At 55.2% G+C, this 16714-nt stretch carries 14 protein-coding genes and 1 pseudogene; 8 read left to right on the forward strand and 7 right to left on the reverse strand.

Going from position 1 to position 16714, the window contains the following annotated elements:
- Positions 1 to 163: 163 nt before the first annotated feature.
- Together JFU47_RS00120 and JFU47_RS00125 are read right to left on the reverse strand one after the other, a co-directional pair.
- The gene (locus JFU47_RS00120) at positions 164 to 1408 is read right to left on the reverse strand and encodes a malic enzyme-like NAD(P)-binding protein (RefSeq protein ID WP_201180128.1); all 1245 of its coding nucleotides are present in this window, start codon (positions 1406 to 1408) and stop codon (positions 164 to 166) included.
- Between the two features lie 791 nt (positions 1409 to 2199).
- Positions 2200 to 2430 carry a hypothetical protein gene (locus JFU47_RS00125; protein WP_140893163.1) on the reverse strand — a complete coding sequence of 77 codons (231 nt, stop codon included), beginning with the start codon at positions 2428 to 2430 and terminating at the stop codon, positions 2200 to 2202.
- Positions 2431 to 2687: 257 nt separating this feature from the next.
- On the opposite strand from JFU47_RS00125, the pseudogene JFU47_RS00130 reads away from it, so the two are divergent.
- Positions 2688 to 3011 (forward strand): annotated as a pseudogene (locus JFU47_RS00130) (hypothetical protein); the annotation flags it as partial.
- 63 nt (positions 3012 to 3074) lie between these two features.
- Here the strand turns inward: JFU47_RS00130 and JFU47_RS00135 are convergent.
- The 3 genes from JFU47_RS00135 to JFU47_RS00145 form a co-directional block, all read right to left on the reverse strand.
- Positions 3075 to 3260, reverse strand: coding sequence for a ribbon-helix-helix protein, CopG family (locus JFU47_RS00135; protein WP_045060687.1), 186 nt, complete (start codon positions 3258 to 3260; stop codon positions 3075 to 3077).
- Between the two features lie 320 nt (positions 3261 to 3580).
- Positions 3581 to 3754: a hypothetical protein gene (locus JFU47_RS00140; RefSeq protein ID WP_201180129.1), complete on the reverse strand. Its 174-nt coding sequence runs from the start codon at positions 3752 to 3754 to the stop codon at positions 3581 to 3583.
- Between the two features lie 65 nt (positions 3755 to 3819).
- A complete protein-coding gene (locus JFU47_RS00145; protein WP_201180130.1) occupies positions 3820 to 4719 on the reverse strand; it encodes a LysR family transcriptional regulator in 900 nt (299 codons plus the stop codon).
- 191 nt (positions 4720 to 4910) lie between these two features.
- On the opposite strand from JFU47_RS00145, the gene JFU47_RS00150 reads away from it, so the two are divergent.
- The 3 genes from JFU47_RS00150 (at position 4911) to JFU47_RS00160 (ending at position 8344) form a co-directional block, all read left to right on the forward strand.
- Entirely contained in the window at positions 4911 to 5939 is a 1029-nt protein-coding gene (locus JFU47_RS00150; RefSeq protein ID WP_201180131.1) for an alpha/beta hydrolase, read from the forward strand.
- Between the two features lie 177 nt (positions 5940 to 6116).
- Positions 6117 to 7310: an MFS transporter gene (locus JFU47_RS00155; protein ID WP_201180132.1), complete on the forward strand. Its 1194-nt coding sequence runs from the start codon at positions 6117 to 6119 to the stop codon at positions 7308 to 7310.
- A gap of 797 nt (positions 7311 to 8107) precedes the next feature.
- Entirely contained in the window at positions 8108 to 8344 is a 237-nt protein-coding gene (locus JFU47_RS00160; protein ID WP_140893159.1) for a hypothetical protein, read from the forward strand.
- 62 nt (positions 8345 to 8406) lie between these two features.
- Here the strand turns inward: JFU47_RS00160 and JFU47_RS00165 are convergent, their stop codons facing one another.
- Complete coding sequence (locus JFU47_RS00165) at positions 8407 to 8634, reverse strand: hypothetical protein (RefSeq protein ID WP_242485022.1); 228 nt, start codon at positions 8632 to 8634, stop codon at positions 8407 to 8409.
- Between the two features lie 184 nt (positions 8635 to 8818).
- On the opposite strand from JFU47_RS00165, the gene JFU47_RS00170 reads away from it, so the two are divergent.
- Positions 8819 to 9946: a GGDEF domain-containing protein gene (locus JFU47_RS00170; RefSeq protein WP_201180133.1), complete on the forward strand. Its 1128-nt coding sequence runs from the start codon at positions 8819 to 8821 to the stop codon at positions 9944 to 9946.
- Positions 9947 to 10016: 70 nt separating this feature from the next.
- Here JFU47_RS00170 and JFU47_RS00175 read toward each other — a convergent pair whose 3' ends face one another.
- Entirely contained in the window at positions 10017 to 11483 is a 1467-nt protein-coding gene (locus JFU47_RS00175; RefSeq protein WP_201180134.1) for an efflux transporter outer membrane subunit, read from the reverse strand.
- An 87-nt stretch (positions 11484 to 11570) separates the two neighbouring features.
- Between JFU47_RS00175 and JFU47_RS00180 the strand changes: the two genes are divergently transcribed.
- The 3 genes from JFU47_RS00180 to JFU47_RS00190 all read left to right on the forward strand — a co-directional run bounded on the left by JFU47_RS00180 (position 11571) and on the right by JFU47_RS00190 (position 16574).
- Complete coding sequence (locus tag JFU47_RS00180) at positions 11571 to 12191, forward strand: TetR/AcrR family transcriptional regulator (protein WP_201180135.1); 621 nt, start codon at positions 11571 to 11573, stop codon at positions 12189 to 12191.
- A gap of 178 nt (positions 12192 to 12369) precedes the next feature.
- The gene (locus tag JFU47_RS00185) at positions 12370 to 13491 is read left to right on the forward strand and encodes an efflux RND transporter periplasmic adaptor subunit (RefSeq protein WP_201180136.1); all 1122 of its coding nucleotides are present in this window, start codon (positions 12370 to 12372) and stop codon (positions 13489 to 13491) included.
- Positions 13488 to 16574 (forward strand): efflux RND transporter permease subunit, encoded by a 3087-nt coding sequence (locus JFU47_RS00190; RefSeq protein WP_201180137.1) that lies wholly within the window; start codon positions 13488 to 13490, stop codon positions 16572 to 16574. The genes JFU47_RS00185 and JFU47_RS00190 overlap by 4 nt, the downstream gene beginning before the upstream one ends.
- Positions 16575 to 16714: the final 140 nt, after the last annotated feature.

Raw genomic sequence — 16714 nt, forward strand, 5'->3', positions numbered from 1 at the left:
AGCAGCAGATGGGGCTTCAGTGATCAGCCAAAGGCGGATGACTTTGCAAATGGCGGACTGCCGATTTTCAGAAGGTGCAGCGACTCGATAATCCCAAGTGCGGCAGCTGCCAGCCGTGAAAAAGGTCGTACAGCTGCGACACGTCAGCATGATGGACGTCAGCCTAGAGCGGGTAGTGCGCCGGGTAATGCAGCTTCGCAACGCCGGTGTCGATTGCGGCCTTTGCCACTGCGCCGGCTATTGCTCCGAGCAGGCGAGCATCGAGCGCTTTGGGGAGGATGTAATCGCGCCCAAACTCAAGCTTATCGACGTTGAACGCTTTCAGCACTTCCACGGGCGTCGGCTCTTTGGCCAATTGGCGCAGTGCTTCCACCGCCGCAATTTTCATCGCTTCGTTAATCCGGGTTGCCCGAACATCCAACGTCCCGCGGAAGATGAAAGGAAAGCCCAGAACGTTATTCACCTGATTCGGGTAATCAGAGCGACCGGTCGCCATGATCAGATCATCACGTGTCGCCATGGCCAGCTCGTAGCTGATTTCAGGATCCGGGTTCGAGCAGGCAAACACGATCGGATTGGGAGCCATTGCTGCCAGCGCTTCTGCCGGAAGGAGATTGGCTCCAGACAGACCGACAAACACATCAGCGCCGTTCATGGCTTCCATCAGCGTACGAGGGCCACCGTCGTTAACGAACTGTGCTTTGTATTGATTGAGGTCTTTGCGTGCGGAGTGAATGACACCGGTGCGATCAACCATGTACAGGTTGCTTTTTTGAGCGCCAAGACTAAGCAATAGGCGCATACAGGCAGTGGCGGCGGCACCAGCACCGAGGCAAACAATTTTCGCATTTTCCAGGGTTTTGCCCTGAATCTCCAAGGCATTGAGCATGCCGGCGGCAGTGACGATGGCAGTACCGTGTTGATCGTCATGGAAGACTGGGATGCTGCACTGTTCGATCAGTGCCTTTTCGATTTCAAAGCACTCAGGAGCTTTGATGTCTTCCAGGTTGATACCACCAAAGGTGTCGGCAATGCGCACGACTGTATCGATAAAGGCCTGGGAACTCTCAGCATTGACTTCGATATCGATCGAGTCGATTCCGGCAAAGCGCTTGAACAGCAATGCCTTGCCTTCCATGACCGGCTTGCTGGCCAAGGGGCCTAGATTGCCGAGGCCCAGAATGGCAGTGCCGTTGGTGATCACGGCCACCAGATTTCCTTTACCGGTGAAGCGGTAAACATTCTCTGGGTCCTTCGCAATTTCGCGTACGGGCTCGGCTACGCCTGGGCTGTAGGCCAGTGCGAGTTGGGCGGCTGTGTCGGCAGGCTTAGTCAGCGCGATGCTGATTTTTCCAGGGATTGGGAATTCGTGGTAATCCAGTGCGGCCTTCTTGAAGTCGGTAGTCATGCGATCCCCTAATTAGACATTGATTACAACTGCATGTTAACACTATTATAATGCAAGGCAACGAGCTCCTGACCCACAGACCAGGATCAATTTGCCGGCTGAGCGCTGCTGATGAAGGGGTTTATCAGCCAGCGGAGCCACTCTATTGGCCCTAAGACTTCAGGGCGGGCCTGTATCTGGTGGTCAATAGAGATCCTCCTATGCTTGAACCCGTCTTAGGCCACCTCGTGTGGCCATTTTTTTGCGCGCGCGAATGTCCCAAGCGTCAAGGCGCTGAAGTTATGGGCGAGAACGATAGGCTCAGATGAAGGCGGTATAGCGGATCAAAATAGCTGGGAGCGAAGGGGAGTTGGCCATGATAAAGGCGATGAGAGAGGTGCCCGGCAATCCTGTTTGAGTGCGCGAGGGCTAGTGGTGCCTGGGGCTTCAGTACCGTGCGCGATATAACCTGGCCAGCCCACCGTCAATTAACAGGCAACAGTTCATGGGGTGTTCTGAGCTGTCTTTCGATGGCTTTCATCGTCAAGGGGCTTGGTGTTCTGTCTCTACTCGACAAGCGTCGAGGTTGCCCAATGGAGGGAAATGTCCGGATCAGCATTGATCAGTGGTCTTGACTGTGAGCGGCGGCGTGAGTTGGCGGGAAGGCATGGGGTGCGTCGATTCTTTCTTTGAGTATGGCGGCATAGTCCTTTGCCCCCTGCTCAGTCCGAAATTGGATGCAGCGGCTGCCGAAACAAACAGACCAAAGCGCTCCGCTCTGACCGGACAGATACTCAACCTTTACGGAACTATCAGAAATGAACTTCGGCGGACTTGATACCAAGCTCTCGAAGCTCATGGATCAGTTCATCGAGGCGTCCAAAGGACTCAATTTCCTCGTTGTCATTGACCAGAAAATAGCTTCTGCCTGCTTCCTTTTTGAAAAGAATGATCCACTCGTGCGTATTGGCCGGATTGGCTATCACATGCGTGTCGAAGTGCATGCCTTCACCGTGTTTGGTTTTGACGTCTTCGCGTTTCATGCGGGGTCTCCGGGCAAATGTTTATGCGCTCTCGGCACCGAATCTACAGTGTCGCTGGTATCGTACGAAGCGAGGATAATTGCTTTTAGATTATCACTGCGTGTGAATAGTATGCACATGCGGCCAATGCGAGGCTAGTCATGATTGCGATTCGAGAGGCCTGGAAAGCAGGCTTGTTACGGCGCGAGCATTGACTTCGAATAAGCGTCTCCGGGGGGGGGCTTCGTCGGCGTCGTGGCGCTACCCTAGGCCTCGTGATCACTCGAACAGCGACCAACATCCGCAATGGCGGCAACAGCCCCATCGCGGGTTTTGCGCACGCCGTCACGTTGATTTTATTGATCTTCTTCTTGGCGCCTCTGGCTTCGGATATCACGGGCTTACAAACGCTGCTCGAAGTTATTGAGTCGTTGCGCAAATGCAGCGTCAGCGTGAAGTTGTGTGAAGCCAATGAAAGAGTCCTTGGCAAGATCGACAAGGCAGGGATTTTTCAGGCACTCGGCTCACAGCCGTATCATGCTGACTTCAGTGGCGCACTGGGCCGTTACGCCGAGATCGACAAGACCCAAGGTTGGAGATGAGTTGCAAGAGAGTAGAAGGGGCGATGAGCAGGCATTCGTCGTACCCGCTCATGTGCAGCTGAATCACTTACCATTGGCCGCAGTTTTGCTTTTGGTAGCGTAGGAAACGCCATGCGTCTCCAGATAGTCCCGAATGAGCTGACGAACGACCTGAGAAGGCGTCAGATCCTGAGATGCGCAAAGCTCCTCAAGCGCTTTTTTCTTGACGGGATCAATGAGCACAGTTAGTCGTGCAGTCTTATTTTCCATGGAATTGTCTGTACCTTAAAACGGTCGATGTTAATCAAATTGTAATGGTAGGGGATTTATTTGTCACCGGTTAGGACAGTCAACTTGACTACCATAGTCAGAAAATGGCGACGGTACGCCTACCAGAAACGGACCAACACAATTGCCATCCCGTGTGGTTCGTCTGAGAAAACCGGGATGTCGCATTTAGCGATCAGCTCTTGTTCGATCTCCAGACTCTTAGACTCAGCCATCCCCTCCAGATGGATGCCGACGAACCGTCGGAAAGGTAGTCCAGTTGCATTGTCATGGCCGTTCTCCTATTTCCTGGGTCAAGAACTTCAGGCGAAAACCGTTCTCTCGGCGCGAGAGTGACGGAGCAGCAGCGCATGGTTAGATAAAAAAAGGCCCGCCAGCACGAAGTGCTGATGGGCCATCCCGTGCATCACGTAGTCGATCTCGATTGATGCTGGTTGCGGCATGCCCAGCCATTCGGCAAGTGTTGGCCAGGTCATCGACAGCGCTGAGGCTGTAGGCCAGCAGGGTCCCAAATCCAAAGCATCCCTCCACCCATGCTGCGTTAAATCAAAGCCTCACCTCGAAGTGCATTCAGAACAAGCGAGAAGGCCGGCGTCGGCAAACGACGGCTTGGGTAGTACAAGTGATAGCCCGAGAACAAAGGGCACCAGTCTTCCAGTACCCGCACCAAGCGACCATCCTCAATGTGCGGGGCAAACTCTTCTTCCGGTAAATAGGCGATGCCTAAGCCGTTAACAGCCGCAGCCGGGACGTGTGCACTTGTGTTCACAATGACCTGGCCAACGACACGCACGTTGACCTTGCGACCGCGCTTTTCGAATTCCCACGCATCAAGTCCGCCTAGGGTTGGATAGCGTATGTCGATACAGCTGTGATTCACCAGATCTTGCGGCTTTTTTGGCACACGGTTGCGTGCGAAATATGATGGCGATGCCACTGTAGCCATCCGTACCTCGGGTCCGATTGGAACGGCGATCATATCTTTATCGACGGTGTCGCCAAATCTGATGCCCGCATCGAAGCGGTCAGCAACGATGTCTCGGAAGCCATAGTTGATATCAAACTCAACCTTGATATCGGGGTATTCAAGGAGCAAAGGCGTGAGTCGCGGAAGGAGGATTGTCTTTAGAACAAAATCACCGCAGGTAATGCGCACCGTACCTGCAGGCTTGTCACGAAGTTCGGTCAACGCATCCAGCTCGGCCTCGATCTCGTCGAAACGATGACCGATGGCTTGCATCAAGCGTTCACCCGCACTGGTCGGCGAAACGCTACGAGTGGTGCGCGTAAGCAGGCGAATTTTCAGCCGCTTTTCAAGCCCGGAAACAGTCTGGCTCAGGGCGGACTGCGTGACACCCAAGAGGGCGGCCGCTCGGGTGAAGCTGCCTTCTCTTGCGACCGTCACAAAGGCCAGAAGGTCGTTCAGATTATGTCGTGGCATCGGAGCCTGCCTGTCGCAATTAATTAGCTGTGCTTATAACTTCAACAAGCTTTGATTAGATTATCAAGCATGACGTATTCCCAGAGAATAGGGCAAGCCTCACCTGTGGTCACAGGCAGGGTGCACACGATGTGCTGATCCAGATCCGGCAACCACGTCGATCAGCATCTATTCACTGATGGGAGCGCTTCATGAGAAAACTTGTAATCTTGCTCGGCCTTCTGATGTCGTCGCTCTCTGCACTGGGAGCCGACATGTCTAACGGAGCCGATAACTTTTACAAAAGTGAGAAGGTCACGATGCAACGGGTGACCTTCAAAAATCAGTACCAGATGAAAACTGCAGGGAATCTGTTCGTTCCTAAAGATTTGAAACCTGGCAGTAAAAGCGCTGCGATCATCGTTGGCCATCCCATGGGCGCGGTCAAAGAGCAGAGTTCGAACTTGTATGCCCAGAAACTGGCGGAGCAAGGTTTCGTCACCCTTGCCATCGATCTGTCGTTCTGGGGCGAAAGCGGCGGGCAACCGCGCAACGCGGTTTCGCCAGAAATCTATGCTGAAGACTTCAGTGCCGCTGTGGATTACCTCGGCACACAGACATTTGTTGATCGGAACCGGATTGGTGTCCTGGGCATTTGCGGTAGCGGCAGCTTCGTCATTAGCGCCGCCAAGATCGACCCTCGGATGAAGGCCATTGCCACGGTCAGCATGTACGACATGGGCGCAGCCAACCGAAATGGCCTGAAGCATTCCGTCACTGTCGAGCAGAGGAAGCAAGCTATCGCCGCTGCTGCCGAGCAGCGTTATGTCGAGTTCACCGGTGGCGAAACCAAGTACACCAGCGGAACTGTCCATGAGCTGACGGATAAATCCAACCCTATCGAACGTGAGTTCTACGATTTCTACCGCACGCCACGTGGTGAGTTCACCCCCAAAGGTCAGTCACCGTTGCTGACCACTCACCCGACGCTGACCAGCAACGCCAAGTTCATGAACTTCTATCCGTTCAACGATATCGAGACAATCTCGCCGCGCCCAATGCTGTTCATTGCCGGTGAAAATGCTCACTCGCGTGAGTTCAGTGAAGAGGCCTATCGACTGGCTGGTCAACCCAAAGAGCTTGTCATCATTCCAGGTGCGGGCCACGTGGATCTCTATGATCGGGTCGGCCTTATCCCGTTTGCCAAGCTGACCTCGTTCTTCCAAACCAACCTCAAGTGACGTTGTCGTCAAACGGCCACGCAACCTAATACCTGGCCCCGGCATTGAGCGGGGCCTTTCGATTCCTTTCAGCTCAGCAGTTCTGAGCCTAGGGGATCACTCGATGTACCCGCATAGCAATGCCGACGCCATGCTTTCTTCGCAGGTGTTGGAGCTTTACGTATTGGAGGAGATTAGATGAACAGTACTGCTTTACCTATTCAAGCAGCGAGCCGACAGGTATGGGGAGCCGTCCTGGCGATGTCGCTGTGCGCCTTCGCCCTGGTGACTTCGGAGTTTCTGCCGGTGAGCTTGCTCACACCGATTGCGACCGATCTCGCGTTGACTGAGGGGCAGGCTGGACAGGCGATTTCAATTTCTGGCCTCTTTGCGGTCATCACCAGTCTTTTCATTTCTTCAGCCATTCGCCGACTCGACCGTAGGCCCGTTTTACTGTTCCTGACAGCCTTGATGATTGCCTCCGGTACTCTCGTCGCCTTTGCCCCAAATTATTCAACGCTGATGGTTGGTCGAGCGATTTTGGGGATCGCGATTGGAGGCAGCTGGGCAATGTCGACCGCCGTCATCATGCGGATTGCTCCAGAAGGCTTTGTACCCAAGGCCATCGCTTTGATTCAGGGTGGCACCGCGTTGGCTACAGCGGTAGCCGCACCCATTGGTAGCTTCATGGGCGGACTGATCGGCTGGCGAGGAGCGTTCTTTTGTGTGGTGCCGCTTGCGGCTGTCGCGCTCTGTTGGCAGGCGTTTACCTTGCCGAAAATGCCTGGCGATAAGGCGTCTGGATCTGCAACTGATGTGTTTCGGCTGCTAGGTAGTGCCAAGGTCGCGTTAGGTATGGCGGCAGTAGGCTTTCTGTTCATGGGGCAGTTTGCGTTGTTTACCTATCTGCGCCCGTTTCTCGAGTCGGTGACCCACGTTAATGTGTCTGAACTGTCCCTGCTATTGCTGATCATTGGGATGGCAGGATTGGCGGGTACGATGGTGATCGGTTCGGTGTTGAACAAAAGCCTTTATCGGGTACTCATGATCATCCCATTGTTGATGTCGGGGATAGCCGTGGCTTTACTGGTCTATGGTAGTTCGATGTGGACTACTGCAGTCTTGCTGGGGGTATGGGGTCTGATTGCTACATGCGCGCCAGTAGGCTGGTTCACATGGCTGTCACGCACGCTTCCACGAGATGCTGAGACCGGAGGCGGCCTGATGGTGGCGGTGATTCAGTTGGCGATTACGCTTGGCGCGACGTTGGGTGGGTTGCTGTATGACGGAGTTGGCTATCAGGCCACATTCATCGCGAGTGGGGTATTTCTTCTGGTTGCTGCTGTACTAGCGTTGTTGGTATCGCGGACGACTACGCCTCTTTCACGATGATCTATTGAGGCGTTTGCGCTACGCAAAAACCCTTTGACTATGCGTGCAATGGCAACTGCCAGGAGCCGTGCGGCAACGATTGCAGACCCTCCTGGCCCGTGCTGCCGTCACTACTGACAGCTTGGGAATTCCGACAGTCGGCAAACCGTACAAATCTCCTCCATCCAAACGAGACGGAGATTGTACGATGACCCTCACTGATACCGCGGTCCGACACGCCAAACCTCGTGCGAAGGACTACACCCTCCCTGACTACATTTCGAGAGAGTGGGGAGCTTAGCCGCAGGAATGTCTGACAACAAAAAGCCCGCGCATGGCGGGCTCTCTGTATGGGGTCAAATCCTTTTGTCCGTTCAATCTGCGCTCCGTTCTGTGAGCACTTCGTGAAAAGCATGTCGCAGGAACGAAAAAACCTGGCACTTAGCCGGGTTCTCTGTCGATGGGGCCAAATCCTTTTGGCTGACCGCATTGTGCTTGGTGGGTGTGACGAAGGCATGACAGGGCGGATACGAAAGCGCGGGCAAAAGCCCGTGTAAGGCGGGCCTCTCCATGAGGATTGATCGGTTATCGGTTAAACCGTTCAACCAATGAGTACTGCGTGGACCGGGCTTGGTCAGTTCCTTATTCAGATCTGCCGATTGATGCGCCTGTTCCGACAGGGGAGCATCGTGGTTCGTGGTTCGTTGTCCGGCGGCTGCATGGAGGAGGACTTTCTTGAGCACGTTACGCACGTAACGCACCATTTACTTGGGAGCCAAATCAGCGAAGTACTTCCCTCCCATTACGAGGATCCCACCATGCGCAACTACACCCTGGAATACCTGTTCAACGGCGAGCCCCGCACTTACATCTTCGAATTCAAGCAGCCTCAGCTGCCCGTCCATGAGGCGGCGATGCACCTGCTACAGCTGCATTTTGGGGATGGAGAGAACAGCCTGATCATGCCCACTGCGGACGCAACGCCGGAGGAGATTTTAGAGCAGGCTGAGCGGGTAGGGCTGACGCAGATTAAGGTCGTCGATCAACCCGGTTGATGTTACGTGCAGCGACGAGCAACGCGCGCCTAGGCATAAAGAGCTCTTCTGGCCATTTGCCGTCACTCGGGATCGACAACCAGCCCGGATGGCTGCGCTGTTTCGCCGATGCGTCTGATGGTTGAAGAAATGGACATCACCAAACCATAAAAGCTTCTGTCAGCCGGTACTCCCTTCATGCTTGTGTAATTGAGGGTGTGATCTGGATCCGACTCTGCAATGGAGCGAGACCACTCGACAATTTTCTGATCAAGCCACACTCGATGTGCCGAAAGTTGAAATCGTCCCATAACGATCACTCCTCATGGGTCGACAGGAGCGCAGCTCATTGAATTGGTTGGCGTTTGGGCTTGGCTACGAGGCGGGGTGATTCTCCAAGAGCTTTGCGGACGGCCACGAGCGTAATTCGGTTGTTTGCGTTGGTGGCAGGGTGCCACAATAGTTTTTTAATTGAGTCATGATCAGGTGGATCACATGGATGGCCCAGGATCTTGGAGTGACCAAGAATTTTTCATAGCCGGGCGGGTGCGAACTGACCGATTGCATCAACTATTTCGCCAATCAGTTTCTGCGGTTTTTGGTAGCTACCTCGCTGCCATCATGCTGTGTTGGCTGTGTTGGGATCGTTTTGAGCACAGCGTTATTCTTTGGTGGCTGGCCATACTGACCGGATCGACGCTGTTGCGCATCTCGATGTTTGTTGCCTATTTTCGCAGCGACGAAAGTAAACGTACGCCTCAACGCTGGGAGCGCAAATACTGGAGCACGCTCGTGTTATCCGCCAGTATCTGGGGGGGAGGCGCATTCATTGTCATGCCAGCAGACGATCTTTTGTCGCAGGCGTTGGTCATGCTCTTTACTGTCGGGATGTCTGTCAGCGCGGTGTCCTGCTACTCGGCCTACCGCGATATGACACTAGTGTCCATTGGTCTGGTTCTGTTGCCATGCACCGCCTGGCTGCTGTTTCAATCGTCCACGATTCAAGTCGGCATGGCACTCTCGGTTTTGGTGTTCGCGTCATTTCTTGCCCGCGCTACACGGAAAATGTCCGAGGCACTGGAAACCGCCTTTCGACTAACCCGTGAAATGGAACAGGCGAACAGCATTTCAACCCGTGCAGCACAAACTGATGAACTGACCGGCCTGAAGAGTCGACGAGCTTTTTTCGAGCATGCCCAGCAGCTCTACAACGAATGTGAAACCAACCGGTCAGGGTTGTGCGCCGTAATGTTGGACATGGATCACTTCAAGCATATCAACGACACCTACGGCCATCAGGTTGGGGATCAGGTTTTGCGCCAAATGGGTGCGGTCATCAGTTCGTCCTTTCGTGCAACGGATATCCACGGCCGGTTAGGTGGAGAAGAATTCGCAGTTCTGCTCCCGGACACCTCCATTGAGGCTGCCGTTAAGATTGCAGAACAGCTCGTCCAGACTATTGCTGGATTGGTGATCGAGCCTGTTCACTGCATAACAGCCAGCCTCGGCGTAGCGTCAACGGATGCCGGTAATAAAGATCTGCACAGCTTGATGAACAATGCTGATAAAGCACTCTATCGAGCCAAGGCGCTGGGGCGGAATCAAGTCGCTGTTGCTCAGTAGGTTTGGCTTCTGGCCGAAAACCATCATCCGTAGAAGACCCATCCATTGTTTGAGCGTCCCGAAGGGGTGCTCATTGTGCACTCGAGATCAAACGGCCATTTGAGTCTTCGCGCTGCCAGCCGCCGCCCAATGCTTTGAATGTGGCCACTGCAGCACGAGCCGATTCAGTTTGTGCTTGGGCTCTACCATCAGATGCCGCTAAAAGGTTTTCATCGGCGTCCAATACTTCTATCAGACTGACAACGCCTTTTTCATACGCGGTAAACGACGTCGCTCGTGCTTTCGCATAAGCAGACTCGCCCTGGGCTAGCTTTTCGGATTGCTGCTCGCGGTTGATCAGTGCCGAAAAAGCGGTTTCGACATCCTCGGAGGCCCGCAGAACTGACTGGCGGTAAACGGCTAACGCTTCGGCTTCCTGACCCTTTGCCAAGTCAATTTGGGCGTTGATGCGGCCAAAATCGAATAGCCTCCAGCGTAGTCCCAGGACCGCCGAGGCCTGACTGGCACCGTTGCTGAAAAGATTCCCGCTGGATACCGATGTAGCGCTGCCTAGCAGCGCACCCACAGAAAACTTGGGGTAGTACTCGGAGATGGCTTCGCCGATGCGAGCATTCGACGCCGCCAGTCGGCGCTCAGCGACGATCAAATCTGGACGCCGACGCAGCAGATCGGCCGGAGAGCCTAAGTCGGCGAGACTTGGCACATCAGGGATGCGCGCCGACTTAATCAATTGCGCGCTGTAAGTACCCGGCGGTTTGCCTAACATGACATCCAGCGCATTCATCGCAGCTGCAAGGCCAGCCTGCAGTACCGGCACGGTTGCCTGTGCTTGATTCAGCGACCCTTGGGTCTGGTTCAACTGTAGTTCAGCAGCTAATCCTTTTGCATACAGATGCTCGATGGTGGTGAGCAGTTGTTGCCGCGTGTCTACCTGCTTTCGGGCAATTTCCAGGCGTGCTTGCAGGCCACGGATGCTGATGTAAAGGTCTGCAGTCTGCGCTACCACCGCGAGGCGTGTGGCAACCGCTCCGGCTTGGGAGGCCTGATAATCGGCGAAGGCTGCCTCTTGGCCTCGGCGTAGTCCGCCAAATACGTCCAGTTCCCAGCCTGCATTCAGATTCGCCTCATAGGCGCTACCGTAGCGATTATAGGATGGGTCTGAATTCAGTACTTGGCCCAACGGCGTCTCCACGGATTGCCGGGCTCTGGCCGCTTGGCCATTGACTGTAGCCGATGGCAAAAGCGCTGCGTTAGCTGCCCCCAAACCCGCGTGAGCCTGCTCGATCCTTGCTGTTGCTTGAGCTAAATCGAGATTTTGTTCAAGTGCTCGATTGATCAGTTGACTGAGTACGGGGTCATTGAACGCGTTCCACCAAGCGGCGAGATCAGTTGGTGCTGCATCAACTTGGTGTGCTTTAGGTGTTTGCGCCAAAAAATGCTCAGGCAATTGCACATCGGGCTCTGAATAGTCAGGGCCCACTGCGCAACCCGCAACCATACCGAACCACAGCAAGACGGCAAAACGAGGACGGTACATGTGATACCTTCGAAATGATCGATTTGTGACGATATTACAATTTGGTCACAAGTTGTCAACTACCTTCAGGGTGCGTAAGCTGCTCGCATGAACCAACCTTCAGTTTCTTCGCCCAGCGCCCGCGGCCCAGCCGATCACGACATCCGAGACCAGATTGTCGCGGCGGCCAATGAACATTTCAGTCAATACGGTTACAGCAAGACAACAGTCTCCGACCTGGCGAAAGCCATCGGTTTTTCCAAGGCTTACATCTACAAGTTCTTCGATTCCAAGCAGGCGATTGGTGAGGCTATTTGTAGAAATTGTCTGTCGGAAATCGTTGCGGCTGTTGAGCAGGCTACCAATGTTGAGGGTATCTCCCCGACTGAGCGCTTTCGACGTTTGGTCAAAACCTTGATCACCAAGGGTGTAGACCTGTTTTTTAATGACCGAAAACTTTATGACATCGCGGCGTTCGCCGCTTCGGAAAGCTGGCCCAGCTCACGAGTTTATGACGCGCGCATCAAGAGCTTCGTGCTGCAGATCGTGCGAGAGGGGCGGGAACTCGGTGAGTTTGAGCGCAAGACCCCGTTGGACGAGACAGTGGAATCGATTCATCTCGCTCTACGGCCCTTCATCAATCCTTTGCTGTTGCAGTACAACCTTGATGTTGTTGAAGAGGCTCCTGGGCTCATTTCCAACCTGATTCTACGCGGTCTGATGCCTTAAAAGGCTTGGCTGATGGATCCGTTGCGCATCCGCGGCAGCATGCGTATCTAAAAAATCAGATCTCAAACCCCTCTGCGTTGCTCTGATCATCAGGGCAGCTTTCATTTGTCTGAATAGTGACTATTGACTTAATTGGTCACTTGAATAAGCATGGCATATCCGCTTCCAAGAGGTCTCTATGATCCAGCGTCGCCACATGTCATTCATTTTCATTGGCTTGTTGCCGTTTGCCTTAGCCGCATGCAACGAGGCCATACCTCCAGATCCTCGCCTCCAAATGCCCTTGGTGCGCATCGCGGTGGTTCAACCCTCCGCGCCTGCAGATCGGGTATTCACCGGTATCGTCGCAGCTCGAGTTCAGAGCGATCTCGGATTTCGAGTTCCTGGGAAAGTGCTGGAACGTTTGGTGGACACCGGGCAGAGCGTCAAGCGCGGGCAGCCACTCATGCGAATCGATGCTAATGATCTGGCGCTGACCGCGCGGGCGCAGCAGGAAGCGGTGCTGGCCGCCATGGCCCGATCCCGGCAGGCCTCCGATGATGAGCTTCGCTACCGGGATTTGGTGTCTGTTGGTGCTGTATCTGCTTCAGCTTATGCAGGGTTCAAAGCGGCTGCCGACTCGGCGAAAGCGCAGCTTAACGCGGCCAAAGCCCAGGCTGATGTGGCGAGAAACTCTACCGGCTATTCGACGTTGCTGGCTGATGCTGACGGGGTTGTTGTCGACACCTTGGCGGAGCCGGGGCAAGTGATAAGCGCAGGTCAGGTAGTGGTACGTGTTGCGCATTCCGGGCAGCGCGAGGCGGTGATCCAGTTGCCTGAAACGCTACGTCCTGCGATAGGGTCGTCGGCGACGGTTGAACTTTATGGGCAAAACCAACGTGCAGGCAGCGCGCGTTTACGCCAGTTGTCCGATTCGGCTGACCGGCAAACCCGTACCTTTGAGGCGCGCTATGTGTTGGAGGGCGCGCTTGCTGATGCCATCCTGGGTTCGACCATCTCAGTTGCCATAGACGGTACGCCAGTCGCCAATGCCAATGAATTACAAGTGCCTATCGCTGCCCTCTATGACGCGGGTAAAGGTCCTGGTGTCTGGTCCATTGGGGGCGAGCCTGAGCAGGTGACGTGGCGCCCTGTCACGGTCCTCAGCCTAAGCAATGCAGAAACTGCTCGAGTGACGGGCAACCTCCAGATCGACGATCGTATCGTCGCGCTGGGCGCGCATCTGTTAAGTGAAGGGGAACGGGTCAGGTCTCAAATGTCCGTCAGCGCCCAAGCACCGGTGGCCGAGGTGCGCCGATGATCGGGTTCAATCTGTCCGCACTAGCGGTGCGTGAGCGTTCGATCACGCTGTTTTTGATCCTGCTGATTTCCGTAGGTGGGCTGTATGCCTTCTTCAAACTGGGGCGCGCGGAAGACCCTGCCTTCACCATCAAACAAATGACGGTGGTTACTGCCTGGCCTGGGGCGACTGCTCAGGAGATGCAGGACCAGGTGGTTGAAAAGCTGGAAAAGCGCATGCAGGAACTGCGTTGGTACGACCGGACCGAGACCTTTACCCGGCCAGGCTTGGCTTTCACCACAGTTTATCTGCTCGACGGCACGCCGCCCTCCGCCGTCCCGGAGGAGTTTTACCAGGCACGCAAGAAAATCCTTGATGAGGAGAAGGGGTTGCCGTCCGGGGTGATCGGCCCGATGGTCAATGATGAGTATGCCGATGTCACCTTCGCTCTATATGCGCTAAAGGCCAAGGGCGAACCGCAGCGCTTGCTGGTGCGCGAGGCCGAGGTCTTGCGCCAGCGTCTGCTGCATGTGGCGGGAGTGAAGAAGGTCAATATCATTGGTGAGCAGTCCGAGCGCATTTTTGTCGAATTTTCATACGAGCGTCTCGCGACACTGGGTGTTTCCGCACGAGATATCTTCAGTGCGATGAACGCGCAGAACATGATGACTCCGGCCGGTTCGGTTGAGGCGAAGGGCCCACAGGTTTTCATCCGACTGGATGGTGCGTTTGATGACTTGCAGAAGATTCGAGATACGCCGCTGGTAGTGCAGGGCAGAACCCTCAAATTGTCCGATGTGGCTGAGGTCAAGCGTGGTTATGAGGACCCCTCTACGTTCTCGGTGCGCAACAACGGAGAGCCGGCATTGTTGCTCGGCGTAGTGATGCGCGATGGCTGGAACGGCCTTGATTTAGGTAAGGCGCTCGACGCCGAGACAACGTCTGTCAATGAGCAAATGCCTTTAGGCATGACGCTGACCAAGGTCACCGATCAGGCGGTGAATATTGACGGGGCCGTCAACGAGTTCATGGTCAAATTTTTCGCGGCGCTAGGGGTGGTGTTGCTGGTGTGCTTCCTCAGCATGGGCTGGCGAGTCGGTATCGTCGTCGCTGCGGCGGTGCCGTTGACTCTGGCTGCGGTGTTCATTGTCATGGCCGCCACAGGTAAAGACTTTGACCGGATTACCCTGGGATCGTTGATTCTGGCGCTGGGGCTACTTGTGGACGATGCAATCATTGCCATTGAAATGATGGTGGTGAAGATGGAGGAGGGCTACGACCGAATCAAAGCCTCCGCCTATGCCTGGAGTCATACTGCAGCCCCCATGTTGTCGGGCACGCTGGTGACTGCCATAGGCTTTATGCCCAACGGTTTTGCCAAATCTACGGCCGGTGAGTACACCGCCAATATGTTCTGGATCGTCGGCATTGCGCTCATTACCTCCTGGGTGGTGGCAGTGGTGTTCACACCTTACCTGGGCGTCAAACTGCTGCCGCAGATCAAGGTGCCTGAGGGGGGGCATGCAGCGATTTACGGTACACCGAATTACCTGCGTTTCAGGCGTCTGTTGGGGGCGGTTATTCGCCGTAAAGGCCTTGTTGCGATATCCGTCGTGACCTTGTTCATTGTGGCGATTCTTGGCATGGGCTTGGTGAAGAAACAGTTCTTCCCTACATCCGACCGGCCCGAGGTGCTGGTTGAGGTGCAGATGCCGTACGGGACGTCGATCGCGCAAACCGATTCGGCGGCGGCCAAGGTCGAGGCGTGGTTGGCAAAACAACCGGAGGCTCGGATAGTTACTGCCTACATCGGTCAGGGCGCGCCACGCTTCTATCTGGCGATGGCACCTGAGTTGCCCGATCCTTCGTTTGCAAAAATCGTCGTGCTGACGGCGAGCCAGGAAGAGCGCGAGGCGCTCAAAATCCGGCTGCGGCAAGCCGTGGCTGATGGTTTGGCGCCTGAAGCACGGGTGCGTGTAACACAGTTGGTGTTCGGTCCTTATTCGCCGTACCCGGTGGCCTTTCGGGTTATGGGTGCGGACCGGACAGTGTTGCGCGATATCGCCGCACAGGTGCGCGAGGTCATGGCTGCTAGTCCCATGACGAGAACCGTCAACACCGACATGGGCGAGCGCGTTCCGGCACTCCACCTCACGCTGGATCAGGATCGCTTGCAGGCATTTGGCTTAACCTCCACTGATGTTGCTCAGCAACTGCAGTTCCTGTTGACCGGAGCGCCTGTCACCCAGGTGCGTGAAGATATCCGTTCGGTCCAGGTGGTCGCTCGCTCTGCTGGAAACACACGTCTGGATCCTTCAAAAATTGACGCTTTCACGCTGACCGGCGCCCAGGGTCAACGGGTCTCGCTGTCTCAGGTCGGGACGGTCGATACGCGAATGGAAGAGCCCATTCTGCGGCGCCGTGACCGTACGCCGACCATCACCGTACGCGGTGATGTGGCTGAAGGACTTCAGCCCCCGGATGTCTCCAACGCCGTGATGAAGCAACTGCAACCGGTCATTGAACAGTTGCCTGTGGGCTACCGGATTGAGTTGGCAGGCGCGATCGAAGAGTCGGGTAAAGCGAACAAGGCATTGCTGCCGTTGTTCCCGATCATGATCGCGCTGATGTTGCTGACCATCATTATTCAGGTGCGCTCGATGTCTGCGATGATGATGGTTTTCGCCACCGCGCCCCTTGGGCTGATTGGTGTGGTGCCGATTCTTCTGCTGTTCCAACAGCCGTTCGGGATCAACGCCTTGGTGGGACTGATTGCGTTGTCAGGGATTCTGATGCGCAACGCGCTGATCCTTATCGGTCAGATTCATTCCAATGAGCAAGCCGGCCTGGCGCCTTATGACGCATTGGTCGAAGCCACTGTACAGCGGGCGCGGCCGGTGATCCTCACGGCGATGGCAGCGATGTTGGCTTTCATTCCGCTGACCCATTCGGTGTTCTGGGGCACGCTGGCGTACACGCTGATTGGCGGTACGTTTGCCGGCACAGTGCTGACATTGGTGTTCCTTCCAGCGATGTACTCCCTCTGGTTCAAGATCAGACCTGAGTCTGCAAGTGATGTGGATGCGCGTACTCAATCCGCATGAGCTCAATGACGACGGGATCGTATATCTGCCCAGCACCTGGACCCACTAAATAACAGCTAAAACCAGGCGAATGCGCCCGTAGAAACCTACGACGATTCAAGGCACACACCTGCGCTGCGTTTTATGGGTGACCGCCAAAC

Origin of the sequence: Pseudomonas sp. TH39(2020) (genome assembly GCF_016650715.1) — a bacterium.
Classification (GTDB): Bacteria; Pseudomonadota; Gammaproteobacteria; order Pseudomonadales; family Pseudomonadaceae; genus Aquipseudomonas; species Aquipseudomonas mandelii_C.